Source organism: Albidovulum litorale (genome assembly GCF_025751495.1).
GTDB classification, from domain to species: domain Bacteria; phylum Pseudomonadota; class Alphaproteobacteria; order Rhodobacterales; family Rhodobacteraceae; genus Albidovulum; species Albidovulum litorale.
The window spans coordinates 765,543-787,589 of the sequence record NZ_JAOWKZ010000003.1 but is presented as its reverse complement, the minus strand read 5'-3'; the positions used below and the strand labels follow the sequence as shown (position 1 = coordinate 787,589).

19 protein-coding genes are annotated in these 22,047 nt (G+C 61.9%); 14 read left to right on the top strand and 5 right to left on the bottom strand.

Annotation, left to right across the window (positions count from 1 at the left end; translation table 11 throughout):
* Positions 1–110 precede the first annotated feature (110 nt).
* The 3 genes from OEZ71_RS14760 (at position 111) to OEZ71_RS14750 (ending at position 4,586) form a co-directional block, all read left to right on the top strand.
* Complete coding sequence (locus tag OEZ71_RS14760) at positions 111–1,685, top strand: Re/Si-specific NAD(P)(+) transhydrogenase subunit alpha (RefSeq protein WP_263740758.1); 1,575 nt, start codon at positions 111–113, stop codon at positions 1,683–1,685.
* A 13-nt stretch (positions 1,686–1,698) separates the two neighbouring features.
* Positions 1,699–3,132 carry an NAD(P)(+) transhydrogenase (Re/Si-specific) subunit beta gene (locus OEZ71_RS14755; RefSeq protein WP_263740757.1) on the top strand — a complete coding sequence of 478 codons (1,434 nt, stop codon included), beginning with the start codon at positions 1,699–1,701 and terminating at the stop codon, positions 3,130–3,132.
* 176 nt (positions 3,133–3,308) lie between these two features.
* Positions 3,309–4,586 carry a DUF3422 family protein gene (locus OEZ71_RS14750; RefSeq protein WP_263740756.1) on the top strand — a complete coding sequence of 426 codons (1,278 nt, stop codon included), beginning with the start codon at positions 3,309–3,311 and terminating at the stop codon, positions 4,584–4,586.
* On the opposite strand, the gene OEZ71_RS14745 is transcribed toward OEZ71_RS14750, so the two are convergent.
* On the bottom strand, positions 4,534–5,601 hold the full coding sequence (locus tag OEZ71_RS14745; RefSeq protein WP_263740755.1) for a YeeE/YedE family protein: 1,068 nt from the start codon (positions 5,599–5,601) through the stop codon (positions 4,534–4,536). The two genes, OEZ71_RS14750 and OEZ71_RS14745, sit on opposite strands and share 53 nt — an antisense overlap.
* 328 nt (positions 5,602–5,929) lie before the next feature.
* Here OEZ71_RS14745 and OEZ71_RS14740 point away from each other — a divergent pair, with 328 nt between their 5' ends.
* On the top strand, positions 5,930–7,270 hold the full coding sequence (locus OEZ71_RS14740) for an NAD(P)/FAD-dependent oxidoreductase (protein ID WP_263740754.1): 1,341 nt from the start codon (positions 5,930–5,932) through the stop codon (positions 7,268–7,270).
* 91 nt (positions 7,271–7,361) lie between these two features.
* On the opposite strand, the gene OEZ71_RS14735 is transcribed toward OEZ71_RS14740, so the two are convergent.
* The 3 genes from OEZ71_RS14735 to OEZ71_RS14725 all read right to left on the bottom strand — a co-directional run bounded on the left by OEZ71_RS14735 (position 7,362) and on the right by OEZ71_RS14725 (position 10,880).
* Positions 7,362–8,660: an NAD(P)/FAD-dependent oxidoreductase gene (locus tag OEZ71_RS14735; RefSeq protein WP_263740753.1), complete on the bottom strand. Its 1,299-nt coding sequence runs from the start codon at positions 8,658–8,660 to the stop codon at positions 7,362–7,364.
* Positions 8,661–8,670: 10 nt separating this feature from the next.
* Positions 8,671–10,071 (bottom strand): aspartate aminotransferase family protein, encoded by a 1,401-nt coding sequence (locus OEZ71_RS14730; protein WP_263740752.1) that lies wholly within the window; start codon positions 10,069–10,071, stop codon positions 8,671–8,673.
* A gap of 137 nt (positions 10,072–10,208) precedes the next feature.
* A complete protein-coding gene (locus OEZ71_RS14725) occupies positions 10,209–10,880 on the bottom strand; it encodes a GntR family transcriptional regulator (RefSeq protein WP_263740751.1) in 672 nt (223 codons plus the stop codon).
* A gap of 174 nt (positions 10,881–11,054) precedes the next feature.
* Between OEZ71_RS14725 and OEZ71_RS14720 the strand changes: the two genes are divergently transcribed.
* From OEZ71_RS14720 to OEZ71_RS14680, 9 genes are all read left to right on the top strand, one after another.
* Complete coding sequence (locus OEZ71_RS14720; protein ID WP_263740750.1) at positions 11,055–12,137, top strand: polyamine ABC transporter substrate-binding protein; 1,083 nt, start codon at positions 11,055–11,057, stop codon at positions 12,135–12,137.
* A 48-nt stretch (positions 12,138–12,185) separates the two neighbouring features.
* On the top strand, positions 12,186–13,340 hold the full coding sequence (locus OEZ71_RS14715; protein ID WP_263740749.1) for an ABC transporter ATP-binding protein: 1,155 nt from the start codon (positions 12,186–12,188) through the stop codon (positions 13,338–13,340).
* Positions 13,341–13,350: 10 nt separating this feature from the next.
* Positions 13,351–14,247 carry an ABC transporter permease subunit gene (locus OEZ71_RS14710; RefSeq protein ID WP_263740748.1) on the top strand — a complete coding sequence of 299 codons (897 nt, stop codon included), beginning with the start codon at positions 13,351–13,353 and terminating at the stop codon, positions 14,245–14,247.
* Positions 14,244–15,062, top strand: a complete 819-nt coding sequence (locus tag OEZ71_RS14705; protein ID WP_263740747.1) for an ABC transporter permease — start codon at positions 14,244–14,246, stop codon at positions 15,060–15,062. The genes OEZ71_RS14710 and OEZ71_RS14705 overlap by 4 nt, the downstream gene beginning before the upstream one ends.
* Before the next feature lie 11 nt (positions 15,063–15,073).
* The gene (locus tag OEZ71_RS14700; RefSeq protein WP_263740746.1) at positions 15,074–16,405 is read left to right on the top strand and encodes an NAD(P)/FAD-dependent oxidoreductase; all 1,332 of its coding nucleotides are present in this window, start codon (positions 15,074–15,076) and stop codon (positions 16,403–16,405) included.
* 66 nt (positions 16,406–16,471) lie between these two features.
* Positions 16,472–17,632, top strand: coding sequence for a M20 aminoacylase family protein (locus OEZ71_RS14695; RefSeq protein WP_263740745.1), 1,161 nt, complete (start codon positions 16,472–16,474; stop codon positions 17,630–17,632).
* On the top strand, positions 17,629–18,372 hold the full coding sequence (locus OEZ71_RS14690; RefSeq protein ID WP_263740744.1) for a glutamine amidotransferase: 744 nt from the start codon (positions 17,629–17,631) through the stop codon (positions 18,370–18,372). Before OEZ71_RS14695 ends, OEZ71_RS14690 begins: the two co-directional genes overlap by 4 nt.
* Before the next feature lie 100 nt (positions 18,373–18,472).
* The gene (locus tag OEZ71_RS14685) at positions 18,473–18,901 is read left to right on the top strand and encodes a hypothetical protein (RefSeq protein WP_263740743.1); all 429 of its coding nucleotides are present in this window, start codon (positions 18,473–18,475) and stop codon (positions 18,899–18,901) included.
* Positions 18,902–19,271: 370 nt separating this feature from the next.
* A complete protein-coding gene (locus OEZ71_RS14680) occupies positions 19,272–19,703 on the top strand; it encodes a hypothetical protein (RefSeq protein WP_263740742.1) in 432 nt (143 codons plus the stop codon).
* 107 nt (positions 19,704–19,810) lie between these two features.
* Here the strand turns inward: OEZ71_RS14680 and OEZ71_RS14675 are convergent, their stop codons facing one another.
* Positions 19,811–20,818 (bottom strand): GlxA family transcriptional regulator, encoded by a 1,008-nt coding sequence (locus OEZ71_RS14675; RefSeq protein WP_263740741.1) that lies wholly within the window; start codon positions 20,816–20,818, stop codon positions 19,811–19,813.
* Between the two features lie 134 nt (positions 20,819–20,952).
* Here OEZ71_RS14675 and OEZ71_RS14670 point away from each other — a divergent pair, with 134 nt between their 5' ends.
* Positions 20,953–21,966 carry a GlxA family transcriptional regulator gene (locus tag OEZ71_RS14670; RefSeq protein WP_263740740.1) on the top strand — a complete coding sequence of 338 codons (1,014 nt, stop codon included), beginning with the start codon at positions 20,953–20,955 and terminating at the stop codon, positions 21,964–21,966.
* Positions 21,967–22,047: the final 81 nt, after the last annotated feature.

The following is a 22,047-nucleotide window of genomic DNA, read 5'->3' as shown; positions in this document are numbered from 1 at the left end:
GGCGGAAAACCTTCTTGCCGCAGCGCGGCATAAAAGGGTAATAATCTTGCGCGAGCGAGGAAACGGGCCGGGTCCGGCAGGGGCAGGCCAGGGCTGAGAGGGACAGAATAGTGAAGATCGGGGTACCGAAGGAAATATTCGAGGGCGAGGCGCGGGTTGCGCTGACGCCGGACTCTGCAGGGCATCTGCAGAAGCTTGGCCACCAATGCTTCGTCGAGGCGGGCGCGGGCGCTGCCGCCGGGTTTTCCGACAAGGCCTATGAGGCTGCCGGTGTGACCGTGGTGAAGACGGCGACGGCGCTTTTCAAAGAGGTCGACATCGTCGCCAAAGTGCGGCCGCCGAGCGAGGCTGAGACCAAGCGGCTGTCGAAGGGTCAGACACTGATTTCCTTCTTCTATCCCGCTCAGAACGAAAAACTTCTTGAGCTTGCCAACAAGCAGGGCGCGACCGTCGTCGCCATGGATATGGTGCCGCGCATCAGCCGCGCGCAGAAAATGGACGCGCTGTCGTCGATGGCCAATATCGCCGGTTATCGTGCCGTCATCGAGGCGGGCAACAATTTCGGCCGCTTCTTCACCGGTCAGGTGACGGCGGCTGGCAAGGTGCCGCCTGCGAAGGTTCTGATCGTCGGCGCGGGTGTCGCCGGGTTGGCCGCCATCGGCACGTCGACCTCGCTTGGTGCCATCACTTACGCCTTCGACGTGCGGCCCGAAGTGGCCGAGCAGATCGAATCGATGGGCGCTGAATTTGTCTATCTCGATTTCGAGGAGAAGCAGACGGACGGTGCGGCGACGGGCGGTTATGCAGCCCCGTCCTCCCCTGAGTTCCGCGAGGCACAGCTGAAGAAGTTCCGCGAGCTTGCGCCCGAGATGGACATCGTGATTACCACGGCCCTGATCCCCGGCCGCGATGCGCCTGTTCTCTGGACCAAGGACATGGTCGAGGCGATGAAACCCGGTTCGGTCATCGTCGACCTTGCCGCCGAACGTGGCGGCAACTGCGAACTGACCAAGGCGGATCAGAAGGTCGTCACGGACAATGGCGTGACCATCGTCGGTTACACCGATTTCCCGAGCCGCATGGCGGCGCAGTCCTCGACGCTTTACGCCAACAATATCCGCCACATGATGTTCGACCTGACGCCCGGCAAGGACGGCGTCGTCAACCACAACATGGAAGACGACGTGATCCGCGGCGCGACGGTGACCCATGGCGGTGAGATCACCTTCCCACCGCCGCCGCCGAAGATCGCGGCCATAGCGGCGCAGAAGCCGAAGGAAAAAGCAAAGGAACTGACGGTCGAGGAGAAGCGGGCGCAGGAAGTGACGGCCTTCAAGGCGCAGACCCGCAGCCAGGTGACATTGCTGGCCGTTGGTGCGGCGCTTCTGCTGGGCGTCGGCCTCGTGGCCCCTGCAAGCTTCATGCAGCACTTCATCGTCTTCGTGCTCTCGGTCTTTGTCGGCTTCCAGGTGATCTGGAATGTCAGCCACTCGCTGCACACGCCCCTGATGGCGGTTACCAACGCAATCTCGTCGATCATCATTCTGGGTGCCCTGATGCAGATAGGCTCGGGGTCGTTCCTCGTGATCCTGCTTGCAGCACTTTCGATCTTCATGGCCGGAATCAACATCTTCGGCGGTTTCCTTGTCACCCGGCGCATGCTCGCCATGTTCCAGAAATCGTAAGGGGGCCGCTCAGATGGAATTCGGTTTCACCACGGCCGCCTATGTCGTTGCGGCGGTTCTCTTCATCCTTTCGCTTGGTGGCTTGTCCGGTCAGGAAAGCGCCAAGCGGGCGGTCTGGTACGGCATCGTCGGCATGGCGCTGGCGGTTGCCGCGACACTCATCGGGCCGGGCTCTGGCCTCTGGTTCCTGTCGCTTCTTCTGATCGCCGGTGGCGGCGTCATCGGCACCTATGTTGCCAATAAGGTCCAGATGACCGAGATGCCGCAGCTTGTCGCCGCGATGCATTCGCTGGTCGGTCTGGCAGCGGTTTTTGTCGGCTTCAACGCCCATTTCGAATTGGGCAACGTGCTGGCGATGAGCGAAGAGGCGCGTCACGGGCTGGAAGGTTTCGCCGCGGTTCTCGCTCACAAGACGGGCGTCGAACAGTCGATCCTCAGGGTCGAGCTTTTCCTCGGCATCTTTATCGGTGCCGTTACTTTCACCGGTTCGGTCATCGCCTTCGGCAAGCTTGCCGGCAAGGTGACGTCGAAGGCGGAAAAGCTGCCGGGCGGGCATATGCTGAACGCGGGTGCCGCCGCGCTCTCGGTCCTGTGCCTCATCTGGTACTTCAACACGGGCGGTTTCTTCCCGCTCTTCCTGATGACTTTGGCCGCCCTCTTTATCGGCTATCATCTGATCATGGGGATCGGGGGCGCAGACATGCCCGTCGTCGTGTCAATGCTGAACAGCTATTCGGGCTGGGCCGCGGCCGCGATTGGCTTCTCGCTTGGCAATGACCTCCTGATCGTCACCGGCGCGCTTGTCGGTTCGTCGGGTGCGATCCTGAGCTACATCATGTGCAAGGCGATGAACCGGTCCTTCATCAGCGTCATCCTTGGCGGCTTTGGCAACACGGCCGGTCCGGCGATGGAGATCGCGGGCGAACAGATTGCCATCGACGCGGATGGCGTGGCCGCTGCGCTGAACGACGCCGACAGCGTGATCATCGTGCCGGGCTACGGCATGGCGGTGGCGCAGGCGCAGCAATCGGTCGCGGAACTGACGCGCAAGCTGCGCGCCAAGGGCAAAGAGGTGCGCTTTGGCATCCACCCCGTTGCGGGCCGCCTGCCGGGCCATATGAACGTGCTTCTGGCCGAGGCCAAGGTGCCCTATGACATCGTGCTGGAGATGGACGAGATCAACGACGATTTCCCCTCGACCGATGTCGCCATCGTCATCGGCTCGAACGACATCGTCAATCCGGCCGCACAGGAAGACCCCAACAGCCCCATCGCCGGGATGCCGGTGCTGGAGGTCTGGAAGGCGAAACAGGTCTTCGTGTCGAAGCGCGGGCAGGGGACCGGCTATTCCGGGATCGAGAACCCGCTCTTTTACAAGGACAATACGCGGATGTTCTACGGCGATGCCAAGGCATCGGTGGACAGCCTTCTGCCGATGCTCGACTGATTTCGTTTGCGAAACGCCTGTAAATGAAGCGCCCCGCCTGCTGGCGGGGCGTTTTGCTTGGGGCGGCGTTGCAGAAAAACAAGTATACGCTGGTGTGCCTTGCCTTTCGCGTCGAAGTCTCTGCTTCACCTCGCGAAACTGGCTAATGTCGCGCCAAATCCAACCGGTATTAACCCATGATTGACGACCATCCCCAGCGCTATGCGCTTGTGAACGAATTACACGCGCGGCCCTTCCCGTCGCTCGACCTGCCCTGCCATGTGGTCTATTTCGCGGTGAAGCAGCCGGTCGATGCCCATAACCGCGACCGGGCCGAGGATCGCGCGCATCTTCTGGGACTTCTGGATCGGCATGGGGCGGCGCATCCGCCCGAAGGTGCGACCCATCATGCCGCGCGGATCGGGCGGCACGATCTGAAATGGGAAAGCCATACCGAATTCGTGACTTACTCTGCCTTTGGCAAGGGCGTGGGCGAGCGGGCCTTCAACCCGGCCGAGGCTGAGGTTTTTCCCGCCGACTGGATGGCCAGCGCGCCGGGAAAACGCATCGCCGCGATCCTGATCCGGGTGGAGCCGCTGCCCGAAAACCTCGTCGCGGTGAAGTCGCGGCTGGAGGAGTGGTTCGTGCCGGAAAGCATGGCCTGTTCCTGGGTGCTCGATGAAACCGCGATCATTGCGGGCGACTTCCAGATCGACCCGGCGGGCCAGATGCGCTTCGCGATCTTTGCCCGCCCCGGAACCGGTGCCCGCCGTATCGGCCGTATCGTGCAGCGGCTTTGCGAGATCGAGACCTATCGCGCGATGTCGATGCTGGGCCTTGGTCGGGCGCGGGAACTGAACAAGCACCTGAATGCGCTGGACCCGAAATTGTCCGACCTCGTGGCAACGATGTCCGACAAAGGCCGCGATGCCGAGGACACGCTGCATGAACTGCTTGAAATCTCGGCAGCCCTTGAGGCGCAGGCCGTGCGCCACGCCTTCCGCTTCGGTGCCGCCGGAGCCTATGAGGCGCTGGTGAACCAGCGGGTCGAGGTTTTGCGGGAAACCCGGTTCAACGGCCGTCAGACCTTCGCCGAGTTCATGATGCGCCGCTACGATCCGGCGATGCGCACGGTCAAGTCGGCCGAAAGGCGACTGGAGCAGATGGCCGAGCGGGCGGAACGGGCAGGGGAGCTGTTGCAGACCCGCGTCGATGTCGAACGCTCGGCCCAGAACCAGAAGCTTCTGGAAAGCATGGACCGGCGTGCCGATCTTGCGCTGCGGCTACAGCATACGGTCGAAGGGCTCTCGGTTGTGGCAATCAGCTATTACGCGGTCAACCTTGCCGCCTATGCCGCCTATCCGGTGATGGAGCCCCTCGGGATGTCCAAGGGGCTGATGACGGCGCTTCTGACGCCTGCCGTCATTCTGCTGGTGTGGCTATCGATCCGGCGGATCCGGAAGGGGATGCACTGAGCGCCCGGTCGGTGATCCGCGCGCCTGCGACGATGGCCAGCAGGGCGAGGATCGCAGCGACGGACAGGGTCGGAATACCCGCGAGCCCCGCGCCGACGGTGCAGCCGCCTGCCAGCACGCCGCCGATACCCATCAAGACCGCGCCGGCCAGATAGCGCCCGGTTTCACGCGGGGATGTGAAGCTGTGCCAGCGGAAGCGGCCCGCGATCAGTGACAGCACCGCCGCGCCCGCAATGACACCACCGATCAGGCCGGTACCGAACCCCGCCGGGATGGAACTGGAGGCCACGGTCCAGAAGAGCGTTTCGGCGGCGGGAGAGGTGAAGGAGAGGCTTTCGAGCGTGATCGGGTCGAACTCGTCATAAAGGACGAAGCCGGTGCCGATCCATGCGGCGGGCACCAGTGCGCCAATCAGGGCGGCGCCAAGAAGCACCGTCGGACGATTGCCGGACCGCAGCGCATAGGCCAGCGCCGCCGCCGCGATGATCGCGGTCGAGAGAAGCGCGCCGCCGGGCAGGGCGGCTAGCGATACTGTATCACCAAGCGCGACGGTGTAGCTGCCAAGTGCCGTGCGCAGGGGGGCGAGGACGCCCTTCAGCGTCGCATGGGCGGCGATGGCAAAGACCGCGAGGACCGTCAGCGCGCGCAGATTGCCGGTGCCCGCAAGTACCGTCAACCGCGAGGCACAGCCGCGTGTCAGGACCATGCCCGCGCCGAAGATCAGCCCGCCTGCGATGATGGCGAGGACAGGCAGATCACCTGCCATGAAACGATGCTCGCCAAAGCCGATCCATCCGGCATTGACGGCGGATTGTGTAGCGACCACGGCCACGGCCAGTGCCATCAGCCAGACGCCAAGGGCCGAACGCCGCTCGGTTGCCTCACCCACCAGACCACGGCGCAGACAGAACCGTGTCGCCTCGGCCAGCGCGCCGAACAGGGCACCCACGGCAAGGCCGAAGAAGACAGAGACCTCACGCGGGCCCAGTGTCTCGAATCCAAGCGTCTCGAACATCTCTACATCTCCGGATATCGGAATTTGTTTCCAGATAGCGGGGGATTTGAGCGGTTCAAAGAGAACATTTGTTTGCGTTCCGCGAAGATACGGGAAAAAATATCTGCAATGCCACTTGATCGGTCTGGATGTTCCTGGTCCCGCGTATTGTAGGAATGGCGTCGTCTCTGCCACCCTGCAGTGTGGAATATTGTCCTTATTTCAGGACGCCGAACGTGCTGGGTGAGACACAGAGGCCAAAGGCCGGATTGCAGGTCGAATCGAGGCTCTTGACCGCAGCAATGGCCCGCGCCACGGTCGCCCGGATCGTCCTTCCCGGAGCCCCCCGATGCCTTTCCCGATTGATGTTTCAAGCCCGGTGCGGTTCCCCGGGCCGCCACCCAGCGCGGCCGATGTCGTCGTGGTCGGCGGTGGTGTTATCGGGGTCATGACGGCATGGTTCCTTGCCAAACGCGGCGTGAAGGTTGTCCTTTGCGAAAAGGGACGGATCGCCGGGGAGCAATCGAGCCGCAACTGGGGCTGGGTCCGCAAGCAGGGGCGCGATCCGGCGGAATTGCCGGTCATGATCGAAGCCATGTCGATCTGGAAGGGTTTGGCGGAGGAGGTCGGCGCCGATCTCGGCTTTCGCCAGACAGGCGTACTCTACGCCGCCAATACCGCGAAGGCCATGGCGGGGTATGAGGCGTGGATGGGCCATGCGCGAGCACATGGGCTCGATACAAAGCTTCTGGGGCAGGCGGAACTTCAGGCGATGCTGCCCAATGCTGCCGGATGGATCGGTGGGTTATGGACGGCCTCGGATGCCCGCGCCGAGCCATGGATTGCGGTGACGCGCCTTGCCGATGCGCTGGCAACGAAGGGCGTCAGCGTCGTTGAGAATTGTGCGGTCCGGGCGCTGGATGTCTCTGCAGGGCGGGTCAGCGGTGTTGTGACCGAGTCGGGCCGCATCCGCGCCGACCGGGTGGTGCTGGCCGGTGGGGCATGGTCGTCGCTGCTGGCGAGGCGGCACGGGGTGAACCTGCCGCAGCTTTCAGTCCGGGCAACGGTGACGGCGACCGAACCGATGCCGGAGATATGGTCCGGCGCCGTGGCCGATAGCCATTTCGCGATACGGCGACGCGCGGATGGCGGCTATACGCTTGCGGGCGGGCATTTTCATGAGTTTTTCATCGGCCCCGATGCATTCCGGCATCTCGGCGCCTACTGGACGCAAATTCGCGCCGACATTTCCGGCACACGTTTTCTGCCCGCCGCGCCGGGAGGTTATCCCGATGCATGGGGCACAAAGCGGTTCTGGGGCGAGGATGATGAAAGCCCGTTCGAGCGGATGCGCATCCTCAGCCCCGACCCGAACATGACCATGGTGGAGCGGCTACGCGACCGGTTCGCGGCGGCCTTCCCCGCGGTCGGTCGGCCCGGGATCGCCCAGGCATGGGCCGGGATGATCGATACGATGCCCGATGTGGTGCCCGTGATCGACCATGTGGCGGCCCTGCCAGGTCTGACCATGGCGACGGGCATGTCGGCCCATGGTTTCGGCATCGGGCCGGGTGTGGGGCGCGTGGTGGCCGATCTGGTCGAGGGCCGCGCGCCGGGTCATGACCTGTCGCGATTCCGCTTCGGGCGGTTTTCGGATGGATCGAAGATCGTGCTCGGCCCGTCGCTCTGACAGCGGGGGCCGCCCTCGGGGGGCATTGAGCCCCCGCTCGGGCGGATGCCTCCGGCGGGAGTATTTCAGCCAAGAAGAAGCGCCAAGGGGGTCAGAGCTTGTCGCGGAGCGAAAACCAGACCATGCCGAGGACCAGAAGCGGCCAGCGGAAGGTCACGCCTCCTGGAAAGGCCCGGGTCGGGACCTGCGCCATCAGGTCGAAGCGTTCCGCCTGACCGGCGATGGCCTCGGCCGCAAGTTTGCCGCCGAGCGTCGCCATGGCGACGCCGTGGCCGGAATAGCCGGAGGCTGAGAGGATATTGCCCGTGAGCCGTTCGAAATGCGGCATCCGGTTCAATGTGATACCAAGTGTGCCGCCCCAGGCATGGGTGACCTTGATGTCGCGAAGCTGGGGATAAATCTCCAGCATCGGCTTGCGCACAAGCTTCGCGATATCGGGGAAGCGGTAGCCGTAGCTTTCCGCACCGCCGAAGAGAAGGCGGTGATCTTCCGAGAAGCGGAAATAGTTGATCACGAACTTGGTGTCGGCCACTGCATGGTTGCCCTTGATCAGGCTTTCCTGCTGATCAGCCGTCATCGGTTCGGTCGCGACGATGAAGTTGTTGATCGGCATCACTCGGGTGGCCACGCGGCTGTTCAGGTGGCCGAGATAGCCGTTGCAGGCGAGGACGACATGCCGTGCCGTGATCTTCGCCTTATCTGTCGTGATGGTAGCGGGAGTGCCCTCGGCAATCCCAGTGACCTTTGAGCGTTCGAAGATGCGCACGCCCTTGGAATGGGCCGCGCGGGCGAGGCCAAAGGCGTAGCGCAGCGGGTGCAGGTGCCCACCGCCCATGTCGATATCGCCGCCGTGATAGGCTGTCGATCCGACCATCGCCCGCATCTCATCGCGGTCGAGCGGGCGGATCAGGTCGTAGTTGTAGTCCCGTGCCATTTTCTCTGCGTAGTCGCGGGAATGGGGGACGTAACGCGCCCGGTGGCAGGCATGGATGATGCCCGGCGCGAAAGCGGCTTCGGGCGAATGCTCGGCAGCAAGGGATTTCGTCAGCGCGACTGATTCCTGCGCCAGATCCCAGAGTGCGCGGGCATGGTCGAGGCCGACCATCTTTTCCAGATCTTCCTGATCGAGCCTTTGACCGGTGCCCACCTGACCGCCATTGCGGCCCGACGCGCCCCAGCCGACGCGGTGCGCGTCGAGAAGGGTCACGTCGAAGCCGCGCAACGCGAGGTGAAGCGCCGCTGAAAGTCCCGTGAAGCCCGCGCCGACGACGCAGACATCGCAGGACAGATCGCCCGCTGCTTCCGGATAGGGGCCCGGCGCCTCGGCAGTGTCTGCATACCAGGACCGGGGGTATTCCCCGGCCCTGTCATTCGCGTAGAGGATGTCCATGAGGCCCCGCTCAGGCCGCCTTCAGCAGGCCGTCCGCCTTGATTTCGGCATAGGTTTCATCGAGCGATTTCGTCGCGCGTTCGATGAAGACGTCAATCTCCTCGGGCTTGATGACGAGGGGCGGCGAGATGATCATGCGGTCGCCGACATGGCGCATCACGAGGTTGTTGGCAAAGCAGCGTTCGCGGCAGCGATAGCCGATGGTGCCGGTCTCGGACGCAAAGGCGGCGCGCGTTGCCTTGTCGGGCGTGAGCGCGATGGTGCCCATGAGGCCGATCAGGCGCGCCTCGCCGACCAGCGGGTGATCTGCCAGCGCGGACCATTTCTTGGCCAGATAGGGGTGGGCGACGTTGCGAACATGGTCGAGGATGTTTTCCTCTTCCATGATCTCCAGATTGCGCAATGCCACGGCGGCGGCGACCGGATGGCCGCAATAGGTGTAGCCGTGGTTGAAGTCCTCGCCGGAATTAGCGACGGTGTTGTAGACCTCGTCGCAGATGATCGAGCCGCCGATGGGCGCGTAACCCGACGACAGGCCTTTGGCGATGGTCATGATATGCGGCTTGATGCCGAGCGTGTCCGACCCGAACCAGTTGCCGGTGCGGCCGAAGCCGGTGATGACTTCGTCGGCGATCAGGAGGATACCGTACTTGTCGCAGATGCGCTGGATCTCGGGCCAGTAGGTCGACGGCGGGATGACGACACCACCAGCGCCCTGAACCGGTTCGCCGATGAAGGCCGCGACCCGGTCGACGCCCAACTCGTTGATCTTGTCCTCAAGCTCGCGCGCACGGATCAACCCGAACTCCTCGGGCGTCATGTCGCCACCTTCTTCGTACCAGTGCGGCTGACCGATATGGGTGATGTTCGGGATCGGCAGCCCGCCCTGGGCGTGAATGCCCGCCATGCCGCCCAGCGATCCGCCGCCCATGGTGGAGCCGTGATAGCCGTTCTTGCGCGCGATGATGATGTTCTTCTCGGGCTTGCCCTTCACTTCCCAGTAGCGGCGGACGAGGCGGATGTTGGTGTCATTCGCCTCGGAACCGGAGCCTGCGTAGAAGACGTGGTTCAGATCGCCCGGCGCCAGTTCCGCGATCTTTGCAGCGAGCGCGATGGCGGGAACGTGCGACGTCTGGAAGAAGGTGTTGTAATAGCAAAGCTCCTCCATCTGCCGCGCGGCAACCTCGGCCAGATCCTTGCGGCCATAGCCGAGATTGACGCACCAGAGGCCGGCCATGCCGTCCAGAATCTCATGCCCCTCGCTGTCCGTCAGGTAGACGCCCTTGCCGCGGGTGATGATTCGCGCGCCTTTCTTGGCAAGCGCGGCGTCCTCGGTGAACGGGTGCATGTGATGGGCCGCATCGAGGGCCTGAAGCTCTTTTGTCGGCAGATGATTGGTAATCTGGGTCATCGCATAACCTATGATATCTGGGCCTGTTGGGCGGGGTGTTGCAGCAAAGGAAGCGCCGAATAGTCCGTCGCATTCCTGCTGTCCTTGGCGCTCAGGATATGATCAAAACGCCGAATGTCAACTGGATTTGATCAAATTTACTGCGATGTCAGGGAGAGATTGATCTGACTGATTCCCTGTTCGATGTCCTCCCGGATGGCCGTCGCAACGGCTTCCGCGTCGTGAGCGCGCATCGCCGCCAGTGCCTCGTCATGACGGTCCGGAAGGTTGGAGGTTCCATAGCGGCCGCAGACGACACGCAGCGACGGGCCGAAGCGCAGCCACAGCATCTGCGCCAGCGACAGGAGGATCGGCGCCCCGGCATGTTCATAAAGCGTGAAATGAAAGCGGAAATTGTTCATCAGATAGCGATGAACATCGCCTGTCGCGATCGCTTCGTTGATATCGGCGTCGATCCGGGTCAGCTGGGAAATATCGCCAGCTGAAAGGTTCTTGGCTGCCATATGGGCCAGCTTTGGTTCGATGGTCAGGCGCGCAAATGCCAGTTCATCCAGTTGCGATGCGGTCAGTTGCGGAACGCAGACCCGGCGATTGCCCTGAAGGTCCAGCGCGCCTTCCGCCGTCAGCTTGCGGATCGCCTCGCGCACGGGGGTCATTCCGGCCTCAAGCGTTGCTGTCAGTCCCTGAATCGTAACGGGCTGTCCGGGCGTCAGCTGACCAAAGAGAATCATGTCGCGGAGCCGACAATAGGTCACTTCATGTGACGGCACCTTGCGGGGGGATTCGTCGGCGTCACGAAGGTTTTTCATCCGTGCTCCTTCTAGGGGGCTGCGCACAATTCCGTTTCTGCCATAATAATTTAGGCATCACGAAAATGCCATGTTGATTTGAGTCGCAAAATTTGATCAAAATAGAGCGACAAGAAGGCAAAGACCGACAGGCGGCCCCGAATGGCCGTCGAATCAAACTCACTAGGAGGTACTATGAAGTTTACGGGGATGACGATGGCGGCGGCCCTTGTGGCGGCCGGAGCGGCTGGCGCCGAAGAGGTCCACGTCTACAACTGGTCGGACTACATCGACGAGGAACTGCTGACCAAGTTCGAGGAAGAGACCGGGATCGACCTGATCTACGACGTGTTCGACTCGAACGAAATCCTTGAAACCAAGCTGCTCGCGGGCGGCTCGGGCTATGACGTGGTCGTGCCGTCCGGCACGTTCCTGTCGCGGCAGATCCAGGCCGGAGCGTTCCAGAAGCTCGACAAGTCGAAGCTTCCGAACATTGAAAACATGTGGGATGCGATCGAGGAGCGGACCGAGAAGTACGATCCCGGCAACGAATACTCGGTCAACTACATGTGGGGTTCGACCGGCATCGGCGTGAACATCAACAAGGTCAAGGAAGTTCTTGGCGATGATGCGCCGGTGAACTCGCTTGCCCTGCTCTTCGATCCGGCGAACATGGAAAAGCTCGCGTCGTGCGGCGTCCACATGCTCGACGCTCCGACCGAGGTCATTCCGGCCGCGCTGACCTATCTTGGCGAGGAATCGGACGCCCAGGACTATGAGACGATCGAGAAGGTGGAGCCGGTCCTGACCGCGATTGCACCGCACGTGCTCAAGTTCCATTCGTCCGAATACATCAACGCGCTCGCCAACGGCGACATCTGCGTGGCCTTCGGCTGGTCGGGTGACATCCTTCAGGCCCGCGACCGTGCTGCCGAGGCCGATAACGGGGTCGAGATCGAGTATCACATCCCGAAGGAAGGCGCCCTGATGTGGTTCGACCAGATGGCGATCCCGGTCGATGCGCCGAACGCGGATGCCGCGCACAAGTTCATCAACTTCATCATGGACGCGAACAACGCGGCGGCTGCCTCGAACTACGTCTACTACGCCAACGGCAACATGGCGTCGCAGGCTCTGTTGAACGAGGATGTGATCGGCGACACGGCGATCTATCCGGACGAGGAAACGGTCAACAACCTCTACACGACCACGACCTGGGATCCGAAGGTCAACCGCAACGTCACGCGGCTCTGGACCAAGATCAAGTCGGGCACCTGATCGCCCATCCACAGTCTGCCCCGCGCCCACCGGCGCGGGGCTTTCCCCATGCATGAGGATATCATGGCCCAGCCCGCCAACCGCCCGGTTTTTGCGCCCTGGAACGATCCGAACGAAAAACCGCTGATCCAGTTCAAGAACGTCACCAAGAAATTCGGCGAGTTCACTGCGATCGACGACATGACGCTGAACATCTACCGCAAGGAGTTCTTTGCGCTTCTCGGTCCGTCCGGTTGCGGCAAGACCACGCTGATGCGGATGCTGGCGGGGTTCGAGACACCGACCAAGGGCACGATCCTGCTGGACGGCGTCGATATCGCTCCGATCCCGCCGAACAAGCGGGCGACGAACATGATGTTCCAGAGCTACGCGCTCTTCCCGCATCTCAGCGTCTGGGAAAACATTGCCTTCGGCCTGAAGCGCTCGGACATGCCGAAGGAGAAGATCCCGGCGCGGGTGGAAGAGATGCTGAAACTTGTCCGGCTGGAGAAGTTCGCCAAGCGCAAGCCGCATCAGATTTCGGGCGGTCAGCGTCAGCGCGTGGCGCTTGCACGGTCGCTGGCCAAGGCGCCGAAGCTCCTGCTGCTCGACGAACCCCTCGGCGCGCTCGACAAGAAGCTGCGTCAGGACACGCAGTTTGAACTGATGGATATTCAGGAAAAGACCGGCACCACCTTCGTGATCGTGACCCACGATCAGGAAGAGGCGATGACGGTCGCCAGCCGTGTTGCGGTCATGGATCATGGCAAGATGATCCAGGTCGATACGCCGGATCGGATTTATGAAACGCCCAATTCGGTTTACGTGGCGGACTTCATCGGCGATGTGAATATTGTCGAGGGCACCGCGACGCCGAAAGGCGATGGAAAGGTCGCCATCGCCTGGGCCGAGGGGCAGCCCGAGATATCGGCGAGCATCGCCGAAGGTGTGGCGCCCGGCACGAAGGTTCATTTCGCGATCCGGCCCGAGAAAGTCGCCATTTCCTCGGATCGCCCCGAGGGCAAGGCCAACGTGATCGAAGGCACGGTCCACGACATCGCCTATCTCGGCAATATCTCCACCTACAAGGTCGAGGTCGCAGGTGGGCGCATGATCAAGGCGCAGGTCGCCAACGACCGCCGCATCGCGCGGCGTGACATTTCCTGGGATGACAAGGTCTGGCTGTCCTTCACGGATACTGCCGGCGTTGTCCTCCTGAACTGAGGAGGCGGCCATGAACTTCCGCCGCCTCTTCCTGATCCTGACGCCATATACCTGGCTTCTGGTCTTCTTCCTCATCCCCTTCGCGATCGTCTTCAAGATCGCGCTGTCGGACTACGCGATCTCGATCCCGCCCTACACGCCGCAACTGGACCTGTCGGCGGGATGGGAGGGGGTCAAAAGCTTCTTCAGTGATCTGGATTTCGAGAACTTCACGTTCCTTGCATCCGACGCGCTCTATTATTCGGCCTATCTCTCCAGCCTTAAGATCGCGGCGATTGCGACCCTGATCACGCTGCTGGTCGGTTATCCGGTCGCTTACGGAATGGCGCAGTCGTCGGACGAATGGCGTCCGACGCTGATGATGCTGGTGATCCTGCCCTTCTGGACCTCGTTCCTAATCCGTGTCTATGCGTGGATCGGCATCCTGTCGAACGAAGGGTTCCTCAATCAGGCGCTGATGGGGATCGGACTGATCGACAGCCCTCTGACGATCCTGAACACCAACGTCGCGGTCTATGTCGGCATCGTCTATACCTACCTGCCCTTCATGGTCCTGCCGATCTATTCGGCGCTGGAAAAGCTTGACGGGTCGCTGATCGAGGCGGCCGAGGATCTGGGCTGTTCGCGGGCACAGGCCTTCTGGCTGGTGACAATCCCGCTGTCGAAGCCGGGTATCATTGCGGGCTGCTTCCTCGTCTTCATTCCGGCCTTGGGTGAATTCGTCATACCGTCGCTGCTGGGTGGGTCCTCGACCCTGATGATCGGCAAGGTGCTGTTTGAAGAGTTCTTCTCCAACCGCGACTGGCCGGTGGCCTCTGCGGTGGCGGTCGTGCTGCTGCTGATCCTGATCATCCCGATCATCCTCTTCCAGCGCAACGAGCAGAAGCAGAGGGAGGCCGGGCTATGAACCGCAAGTTCACATGGTTCAACGCGACCTCGCTCACGCTGGGGTTCACGTTCCTCTACCTGCCGATGATCATTCTGGTGATCTTCTCGTTCAACGAGTCGAAGCTCGTGACGGTCTGGGCCGGGTTCTCGACCAAGTGGTATGGTGAACTGTTGCAGAACGACGCGTTCCTGAACGCGGCCTGGGTGACGCTGAAGGTCGCGGTGCTGTCGTCAACGCTGGCGACGATCCTAGGGACATTGGCAGCCTATGTGATGGTTCGGGCCGGGCGGTTCCGGGGGCGGACTTTGTTCTCCGGGATGATCTATGCGCCGCTCGTCATGCCCGAGGTGATCACCGGTCTGGCGATGCTTCTCTTGTTCATCGCCATCGGGCTAGACCGTGGCGTGACCACGATCGTGCTGGCGCATACGACCTTCACGATGTGCTACGTTTCGGTCGTTGTCTCATCACGGCTGGTGACCTTCGACCAGTCACTGGAAGAGGCCGCTTTGGACCTCGGCTGTACGCCCTTCGACGCGTTCAAGTCGGTGACGCTACCGATCATCGCCCCCGCGGTGATCTCTGGCTGGCTTCTGGCCTTCACGCTGTCGCTCGACGACCTCGTCATTGCGTCTTTTGCGGCGGGTCCGTCCTCTACGACCTTGCCGATGAAGATCTTTTCGTCTGTGCGCCTTGGCGTCAGCCCGGAAATCAACGCGCTGTCGACGCTCATGATTTCTATCGTGACGGTGGGTGTGATCACCGCCTCGCTGATCTCCAAGCGGTCGATTGCCAAGCAGCGCGCGGATGAACAGGCGGCGGTCAGGACCTGATCGCCGCTACAATGAAGCGTATCTACGAAGAGCATGGTTATGGCGATGGCCCGGTGGCGGACTGCTACTGGGAAACCACCATTGCCCGCCCGCCGCGCGGTCAGGCGCTGCAGGGCGAGGTGCGGGCCGAGGTTGCGGTCATTGGCGGCGGTTATACCGGTCTGACCGCCGCTCTGCATCTGGCCCGCGATGCCGGGGCGGATGTCGCAGTGCTGGAGGCTAACGGCATCGGTTGGGGCGCCTCGGGCCGCAATGGCGGTTTTGCCTGTATCGGTGGCACCAAGGCCAGCGATTCCGTGCTGACGCGGCGTTTCGGGGCTGACGGCATGGCAGACTGGCACCGGGCACAGATCGCCTCGGCCGAGCATGTCTCGGATTTCCTTGAACGCTATTCGGTCGATGCCGATGCCCATTCGCGCGGTGGCGAGGCGGTCATGGCGCACCGGCCGAAAGATTTCGAGGTGCTGCGTGAGGAAGCTCAGACGTTGGAGCGCGGCTACGGTGTGAAGGTCGATGTAATCGGGCCTGCGGAACTGGCGGGTGAAGGGCTGGCCGGGCCGGGCTTTCACGGTGCGATCCGCTTCCCCCTCGGCTTTGCGCTCAACCCACTGAAATATGTTCTCGGCCTTGCCCGCGCGGCGAGCGAGGCTGGCGCGCGCATCTTCGAAGGCTCGCCGGTCAGCGGCGTGACGCGGGAGAATGGCGAATACCGACTGACCACGCCGGGTGGCGTTCTCATCGCGAAAAAGCTGATCATCGGGACCAATGGTTACTCGAGCGATGATGTGCCGGACTGGATGGCCGGACGCTACCTTCCGGCACAATCGGCCGTGCTGGTGACGCGGGAAATGAGTGATGAAGAGATCGCGGCGCAAGGCTGGTCGAGCGATCTGATGGCCTACGATACGCGCCGCCTGTTACATTACTTCCGCCTGATGCCGAACCGGCGGTTCCTCTTCGGTATGCGGGGCGGGACCAGCGCATCCGCGACTGCACTTTCGCAAATGAAGGCGAAGATACGTGCCAACTTCGAAAGGATGTTTCCCGCCTGGGCCCATGTCGAGACGCCGCATTTCTGGTCGGGTTTCGTCTGCCTCTCGCGTGACCTAACGCCCTATGCCGGCCCCATTGGCGACTGGCCCGATGCCTGGGCGGGCTTTGCCTATCACGGCAATGGCGTTGCGCTCGGCTCCTATACCGGCAAGCTTCTGGCTGGCCTTGCAACAGGGCAGGGGGGCGTGCCTGCGCTGATGGCAGCACCTCCCGCACGGTTCCCCTTTGGCCGCTTCCGGCGGATGCTCCTGCCGATGGCCTATAGCTGGTACGGGCTCATCGACCGCTGACCACCCTTGCGGCCCGGGGCGATTTCGCCGACGATCCTGCCGCATTCAATCCGAAGGTCGATACCCATGCCCATCAAGAACCGCTTCGCCGAGCTTCTGCCGGAAATCACCGAATGGCGGCGCGACATCCATGAGAATCCGGAGCTTCTGTTCGACACCCACCGGACGGCTGGCAAGGTCGCCGGCCTTTTGCGCGATTTCGGCTGCGACGAGGTGGTCGAGGGGATTGGCCGCACCGGCGTTGTCGGCGTGATCAAGGGTAAGTCCGATACCAAGGGCAAGGTCATTGGCCTGCGCGCCGATATGGATGCGCTGCCGATCATCGAGGCGACGGGTCTGCCCTATGCCTCCAAAACGCCCGGCAAGATGCATGCCTGCGGCCATGATGGCCATACGGCGATGTTGTTGGGGGCCGCCAAATACCTGGCCGAGACGCGCAATTTCGACGGCACGGTTGTTGTGATCTTCCAGCCTGCCGAAGAGGGCGGCGGAGGCGGGCGCGAGATGTGCGAAGACGGGATGATGGAGCGGTTCAAGATTCAGGAGGTCTACGGTATGCACAACTGGCCGGGCGTGCCAGTTGGAACCTTCGCCATCCGTCCGGGCGCTTTCTTCGCCGCGACCGACCAGTTCGAGATCGACATCGAGGGCAAGGGTGGCCATGCCGCCAAGCCGCATGAGACGATCGACACGACAGTCGTCGCCAGCCAGATCGTGATCGCGCTGCAGACCATCGCCAGCCGCAATGTCGATCCGGTCAGTCAGGTTGTCGTCTCGGTGACCAGTTTCGAGACCGAGTCGAAGGCCTTCAACGTCATTCCTCAGAAAGTGAAACTGAAGGGCACCGTGCGGACGCTCGACCGGGATGTACGCAAGCTGGCGCGCGAGCGCGTGATCAAGATCGCCGAGGCGACGGCGGATGCCTATGGGGCGAAAGCAAAGGTCAACTACATGCTCGGCTATCCGGTGATGGTGAATTCCGAGGCCGAGACCGAATTTGCCGCCAGCGTCGCGAAAAAGGTCTCGGGCGCATGCGGCACCGCGCCCCTGATCATGGGCGGCGAGGATTTCGCCTATATGCTGGAGGAACGGCCGGGCGCCTATATCCTCGTCGGCAATGGCAATACGGCGATGGTCCATCACCCCGAATACAACTTCAACGATGACGCGATCCCGGCGGGCTGCTCCTGGTGGGCCGGTATCGTCGAGGAGCGGATGCCCGCGTGACAAAGCCGTTCCTGATCCTGCAACTCCGCCCCGAGGCCGAGGCGGCGGACGATGAATTCGCGGCCTTCCTCAAAAAGGGCGGACTGGCAGCGGATGACGTGCATCGCATCCGTCTGGATCTAGACGCGATTCCCACCGATTTGGACCTGTCGGATTATTCCGGCGTGATCGTCGGCGGTGGACCGGGCTGCGTCAGTGACGCACCGGACGAGAAGTCGCCGGTCGAGAAGCGGATCGAGAGTGCGGTTCTGGGCCTCATGCCCGAAATCACGGGGCGCGACTTTCCGTTCATGGGATGCTGCTACGGGATTGGGGTTTTGGGCCATCATCTCGGAGGGCCGGTCAGCAAGGAGAGGTTTGGCGAGCCGGTCGGCGCGACCCTGTGCGAAGTGACGCCGGACGGTGCAGGGGACCCGCTCCTGTCCGGGTTGCCCGCACGGTTTCAGGCCTTTGTCGGTCATAAGGAGGCGTTGCAGGCCCTGCCCGACGGGGCAGTTCACCTGCTGTCCTCGGACCCATGTCCCTATCAAATGATCCGCTATGGCCGGAATGTCTATGCCACCCAGTTCCACCCCGAAGCCGACAGCGACGGGTTCGAACTGCGCATTCGGATCTATCGCAACAAGGGCTATTTCCCGCCCGAGGATGCCGACCGTCTCATTGCTCTTTGCCGGGCAAGCGACGTGCATATGCCCGAGATTATCCTTCGAAATTTCGTCGAGCGCTACCGGACGCCGTGAACCGTGCGCAACGCCATACAACCGATGCGTGATATCCGCTTGAAAATTCAAGCCATAGATATATCCATTTGATTACGTTTACTGATTATGGAGTATTTCAATGAGGTTTCGAACGGTTGCAGCCGCTTTCCTTGCATTGTCGCTGGTCGCGCCTGCAATGGCCGCCGGTGAATTTCAGATGCCGGTCGATCAGCGCTTCGGCGGCGGTTCACTCACATTTCCCGGCTATGGCAAAGGGTATGTCTATCGGATGTTGCTTTCGGATCAGCAGGGACAGATTGCCGTTTGTGGCGCTGGATATTTCCAGGATGCGAGCAGTGCAGTCGGTGTTCGACGCCTGTTGCGGCAGGCAGAGGTACGGATCAACGGGCGTAAAGTGGTCCGCGATCTAAGCTTCTTTTCTCAGGTCCGGTCCGAAGCGGCGCTGGAAGTCGGCCCGGCAAATTGTGTCATGACAGGCTTTCCAACACCGATATCCGAAGATGTTGACGTCGATGTCAAATTTCCCAGCGGGTTCGTCCGGTTTTAGGGCTTAGTAGCCCTCTGAATGGCGACAAACGGCAGTATGCGCCCCCGGGTCAGACCCGGGGGCTGCGCGTCAAGGCGTTATCCGGAAGCTGCGATGAAGTGACCTTTTCGCTCCGTTTCCGACAGCACATGTCGGCTTGGGGTAATGCTGTGTGCGGACGATGTTGGAGACATGCGACGCAGATTTCTCGCCCGATGGTGCTGATCCCCCTGATCCTCGCCGTCGTGTCAGCGGCGCCTGCTGGCCGGAATGCATAATGAGGATTTCGCAAGTCTATAGCTTGGTGACTTGTCCACAGGGTGATCGGCGTCAAGGTTCGACCTTAAGTCATTGGATACGCTCTTAAGAGTGACTGGCATGGGAGGGGGCGATGAATTTCGACAAGATCGTAAGTTCAGTGGCGGCACTTTTTCTAGTCGCGGCGCCGGTGATGGCCGCAGAGGAATTCGTACTTTCAATTGACGACTCGTTCGGTGGCGGCTCGATAACGGTGAGCGGATACGGTCGCGCATACGAATATCGCTGGATCGTGTTCAACAATGGTGGCCAGCTTGCCGTGTGCGGCGCGTCCTATTTCCCCGATGCGAGCAGCGCGGTCGGCATTCGGCGCATGCTGCGCAGGGCGGTCGTAGAACTCAACGGGAAGCGCATTTTGCGGGATATCAGCTTTTTCAACCAGGTGCGGTCCAAGGCTGGACTGGAAGCAGGAGAGTCAACGTGTCGGAATACGGGCGTTCCGACCCCAAAATCCCGAGGCGGAACTGCCCGCATCGTTTGGCCAAGCGGGGGAATTCGGTTCTGACCGACCAAACCCGAAGTATTTCCATTGCCTATGCAGGCATTCCGGACATCATGTAAAATATTGTTTTCGCGGAGCCGATCGCATTGGTTCTTGCCTCCGTATGCCGATCAGTTCCCGACGGCCCGCATCCGTTTCGGTGTAACGCCGTATGCGAGACGGAAACTCTTGGTGAAATGCGACGTCGATTTGTAGCCGCAGGCTACGGCGACTTCGGTGACCGAAAGCTCGGTCTGCGACAGCAGCGTATGCGCCTTTTCCAGCCGCATGTTGGCATAGAAATTCATCGGCGTGGTGTTGAGATAGCGGGCAAACAGGCGTTCCGTCTGCCGGATCGACATGGCGGCGATATCGGCGATCTCTTGCGCCGTCAGCGGCGTTTCAAGATTTGCCTCCATACATTTCAGCACCTTTACGAGACGCGGATTGCGCATACCGTATCGTGACTGGACCGAGACCTTTTGCTGCGACTTGGGGCTGCGCACGCCGTTGCAGACCATCAGGTCGGCGATCCGGGTCGCAAGTTCAGCGCCGTGTGTGTCGGCAATCAGATGCATCATCAGATCGGCGGCGACTGCGCCCCCCGGCGCGGTTGGACGGCGGCTCATGACGAACGCGTTGCGGCTGAGACGGGCCTTGGGGAATTCCTCGCCGAAACCGTCGATATCGGCCCAGTGAACAGCGCATTCTTCGTCGTCGAGCAGACCGGCATGGGCCAGCGCGTAGACCCCCATGCAGAAACCGCCGATCCGGACACCGTGCGCCGCTTCCCGTCTCAAGAGGTGGCTGAGACGCGGGTCCGGGTTCCGGCGCAGTGAGGACCCGCCGATGACGACGAGCGTGTCGCCACGCCCGAGCGGACTGTATGGGCCGTCGGTCATCATCGTCAGCCCGGAGGAACAGACGACCGGGGCGCCGGTCAGGCTTGCAATCCGCCAGGAATAAGCGCGGTTTCCCAGAAGTTGATTGGCAAGGCGCATGGGCTCAAGCGCGGAAGCCAGCGGCAGATGGGCGAAGCCGTCGATCAAGAGGAACGTGAATCGCTGTCCGGTCGCGGCCTCTTCCCGGGCGGGAAGACTGACCTTGTGAAGTGCACGGATCTGGCTTTGGTGAGACATGTGACGGGCCTCCCTGACTGGCCGCACCGGGCGGATGCGAGCGTTCCGCGCTAGGTGCGGCATTTCCGAGATTCGTGATTGGATATTTGCGGCATAATGGCGTTAGATATGCGTCAACTTGACGAGAGGCCCACATGCCCGAACCCGTGGCCCTGCCACGCCCGCGTTTGCGGGTCGGAATAATCCCCGCGCGGCGCTTCACCTTGGCGGCGCTCGCGAACTTTATTGATGTCCTGCGCCTTGCGGCTGACGAGGGAGACCGGTCGCGGCCGATCTTGTGCAGTTGGCGCCTGATCGCACCGACACTCGAACCCGTGGAAAGCAGTTGTGGGGTCGCCGTCGAGCCCGAAGAACGCTTGGGCGATCCCCGGCGGTTCGACTACGTCGTCGTCGCCGGCGGCCTGATCGGCGGAGCGCAACAGGTTGGATCCGAGGTGACGGCGTTTTTGCAAGCGGCGGCGGCGGCAAAAGTGCCGCTGATCGGTCTTTGCACCGGCGCCTTTATTCTTCACCGGGCGGGTCTGATGCAGGGCTACCGGTGCTGCGTCAGCTGGTTTCACCGTCAGGATTTTCTGGACGAGTTTGAAGGGTTGATCCCGATTTCAGATCAGGTCTTCGTCGTCGACCGCGATCGCTTGACCTGTTCGGGTGGTGCGTCCACCGCGCATCTTGCGGCGTTTCTGGTCGATCGCCACATCGGCCGGGCCGCCGCACGCAAAAGCCTGTCGATCATGATCATGGACGAGGCGGTCGCAGCCGAGCGCCCGCAGCCGGGTTTGCCACTGGATCTGACGGCGAGCGATCCCCTCGTCAAACGTGCGCTACTCTGGATGCAGCAAACGCAGGATACACCGCTTCCGGTGTCCCGGCTTGCCGAGCGGCTGGGGGTGAGCCGACGAAAGCTCGAACGCCACTTCAAGGCGGCACTCGGAATGACACCAGCCGATGCCGGACTACGGATCAGGCTGGCACAGGTTCGCGCGCTGCTGGAGCGAGATGGCCGGTCCGTAACCGACATTGCTGCTGAAACCGGATTCTGTGACAGCTCGCACCTGATCCGGGTTTTTCGGACCGTTGAGGGCGTAACGCCAGAGGTGTGGCGTCAGGACAGGAAGACGCGGGCGACACGATTGTCCAAAACAGTTTGAGATTCCGTGCGGCTTTTCTTCTCGCTCATCAGCGCTTTCATGGTTCGTGCCCATATCCGATGGTGAAATCGTAGAAAAACT

Coding starts and splice junctions, on each gene's coding strand:
- OEZ71_RS14700 (WP_263740746.1), top strand. CDS start 15,074: ATGAAGCGTATCTACGAAGAGCATGGTTATGGCGATGGCCCGGTGGCG.
- OEZ71_RS14715 (WP_263740749.1), top strand. CDS start 12,186: ATGCATGAGGATATCATGGCCCAGCCCGCCAACCGCCCGGTTTTTGCG.
- OEZ71_RS14685 (WP_263740743.1), top strand. CDS start 18,473: ATGAGGTTTCGAACGGTTGCAGCCGCTTTCCTTGCATTGTCGCTGGTC.
- OEZ71_RS14730 (WP_263740752.1), bottom strand. CDS start 10,071: ATGACCCAGATTACCAATCATCTGCCGACAAAAGAGCTTCAGGCCCTC.
- OEZ71_RS14750 (WP_263740756.1), top strand. CDS start 3,309: ATGATTGACGACCATCCCCAGCGCTATGCGCTTGTGAACGAATTACAC.
- OEZ71_RS14680 (WP_263740742.1), top strand. CDS start 19,272: ATGAATTTCGACAAGATCGTAAGTTCAGTGGCGGCACTTTTTCTAGTC.
- OEZ71_RS14745 (WP_263740755.1), bottom strand. CDS start 5,601: ATGTTCGAGACGCTTGGATTCGAGACACTGGGCCCGCGTGAGGTCTCT.
- OEZ71_RS14675 (WP_263740741.1), bottom strand. CDS start 20,818: ATGTCTCACCAAAGCCAGATCCGTGCACTTCACAAGGTCAGTCTTCCC.
- OEZ71_RS14720 (WP_263740750.1), top strand. CDS start 11,055: ATGAAGTTTACGGGGATGACGATGGCGGCGGCCCTTGTGGCGGCCGGA.
- OEZ71_RS14695 (WP_263740745.1), top strand. CDS start 16,472: ATGCCCATCAAGAACCGCTTCGCCGAGCTTCTGCCGGAAATCACCGAA.
- OEZ71_RS14725 (WP_263740751.1), bottom strand. CDS start 10,880: ATGAAAAACCTTCGTGACGCCGACGAATCCCCCCGCAAGGTGCCGTCA.
- OEZ71_RS14705 (WP_263740747.1), top strand. CDS start 14,244: ATGAACCGCAAGTTCACATGGTTCAACGCGACCTCGCTCACGCTGGGG.
- OEZ71_RS14755 (WP_263740757.1), top strand. CDS start 1,699: ATGGAATTCGGTTTCACCACGGCCGCCTATGTCGTTGCGGCGGTTCTC.
- OEZ71_RS14670 (WP_263740740.1), top strand. CDS start 20,953: ATGCCCGAACCCGTGGCCCTGCCACGCCCGCGTTTGCGGGTCGGAATA.
- OEZ71_RS14735 (WP_263740753.1), bottom strand. CDS start 8,660: ATGGACATCCTCTACGCGAATGACAGGGCCGGGGAATACCCCCGGTCC.
- OEZ71_RS14740 (WP_263740754.1), top strand. CDS start 5,930: ATGCCTTTCCCGATTGATGTTTCAAGCCCGGTGCGGTTCCCCGGGCCG.
- OEZ71_RS14710 (WP_263740748.1), top strand. CDS start 13,351: ATGAACTTCCGCCGCCTCTTCCTGATCCTGACGCCATATACCTGGCTT.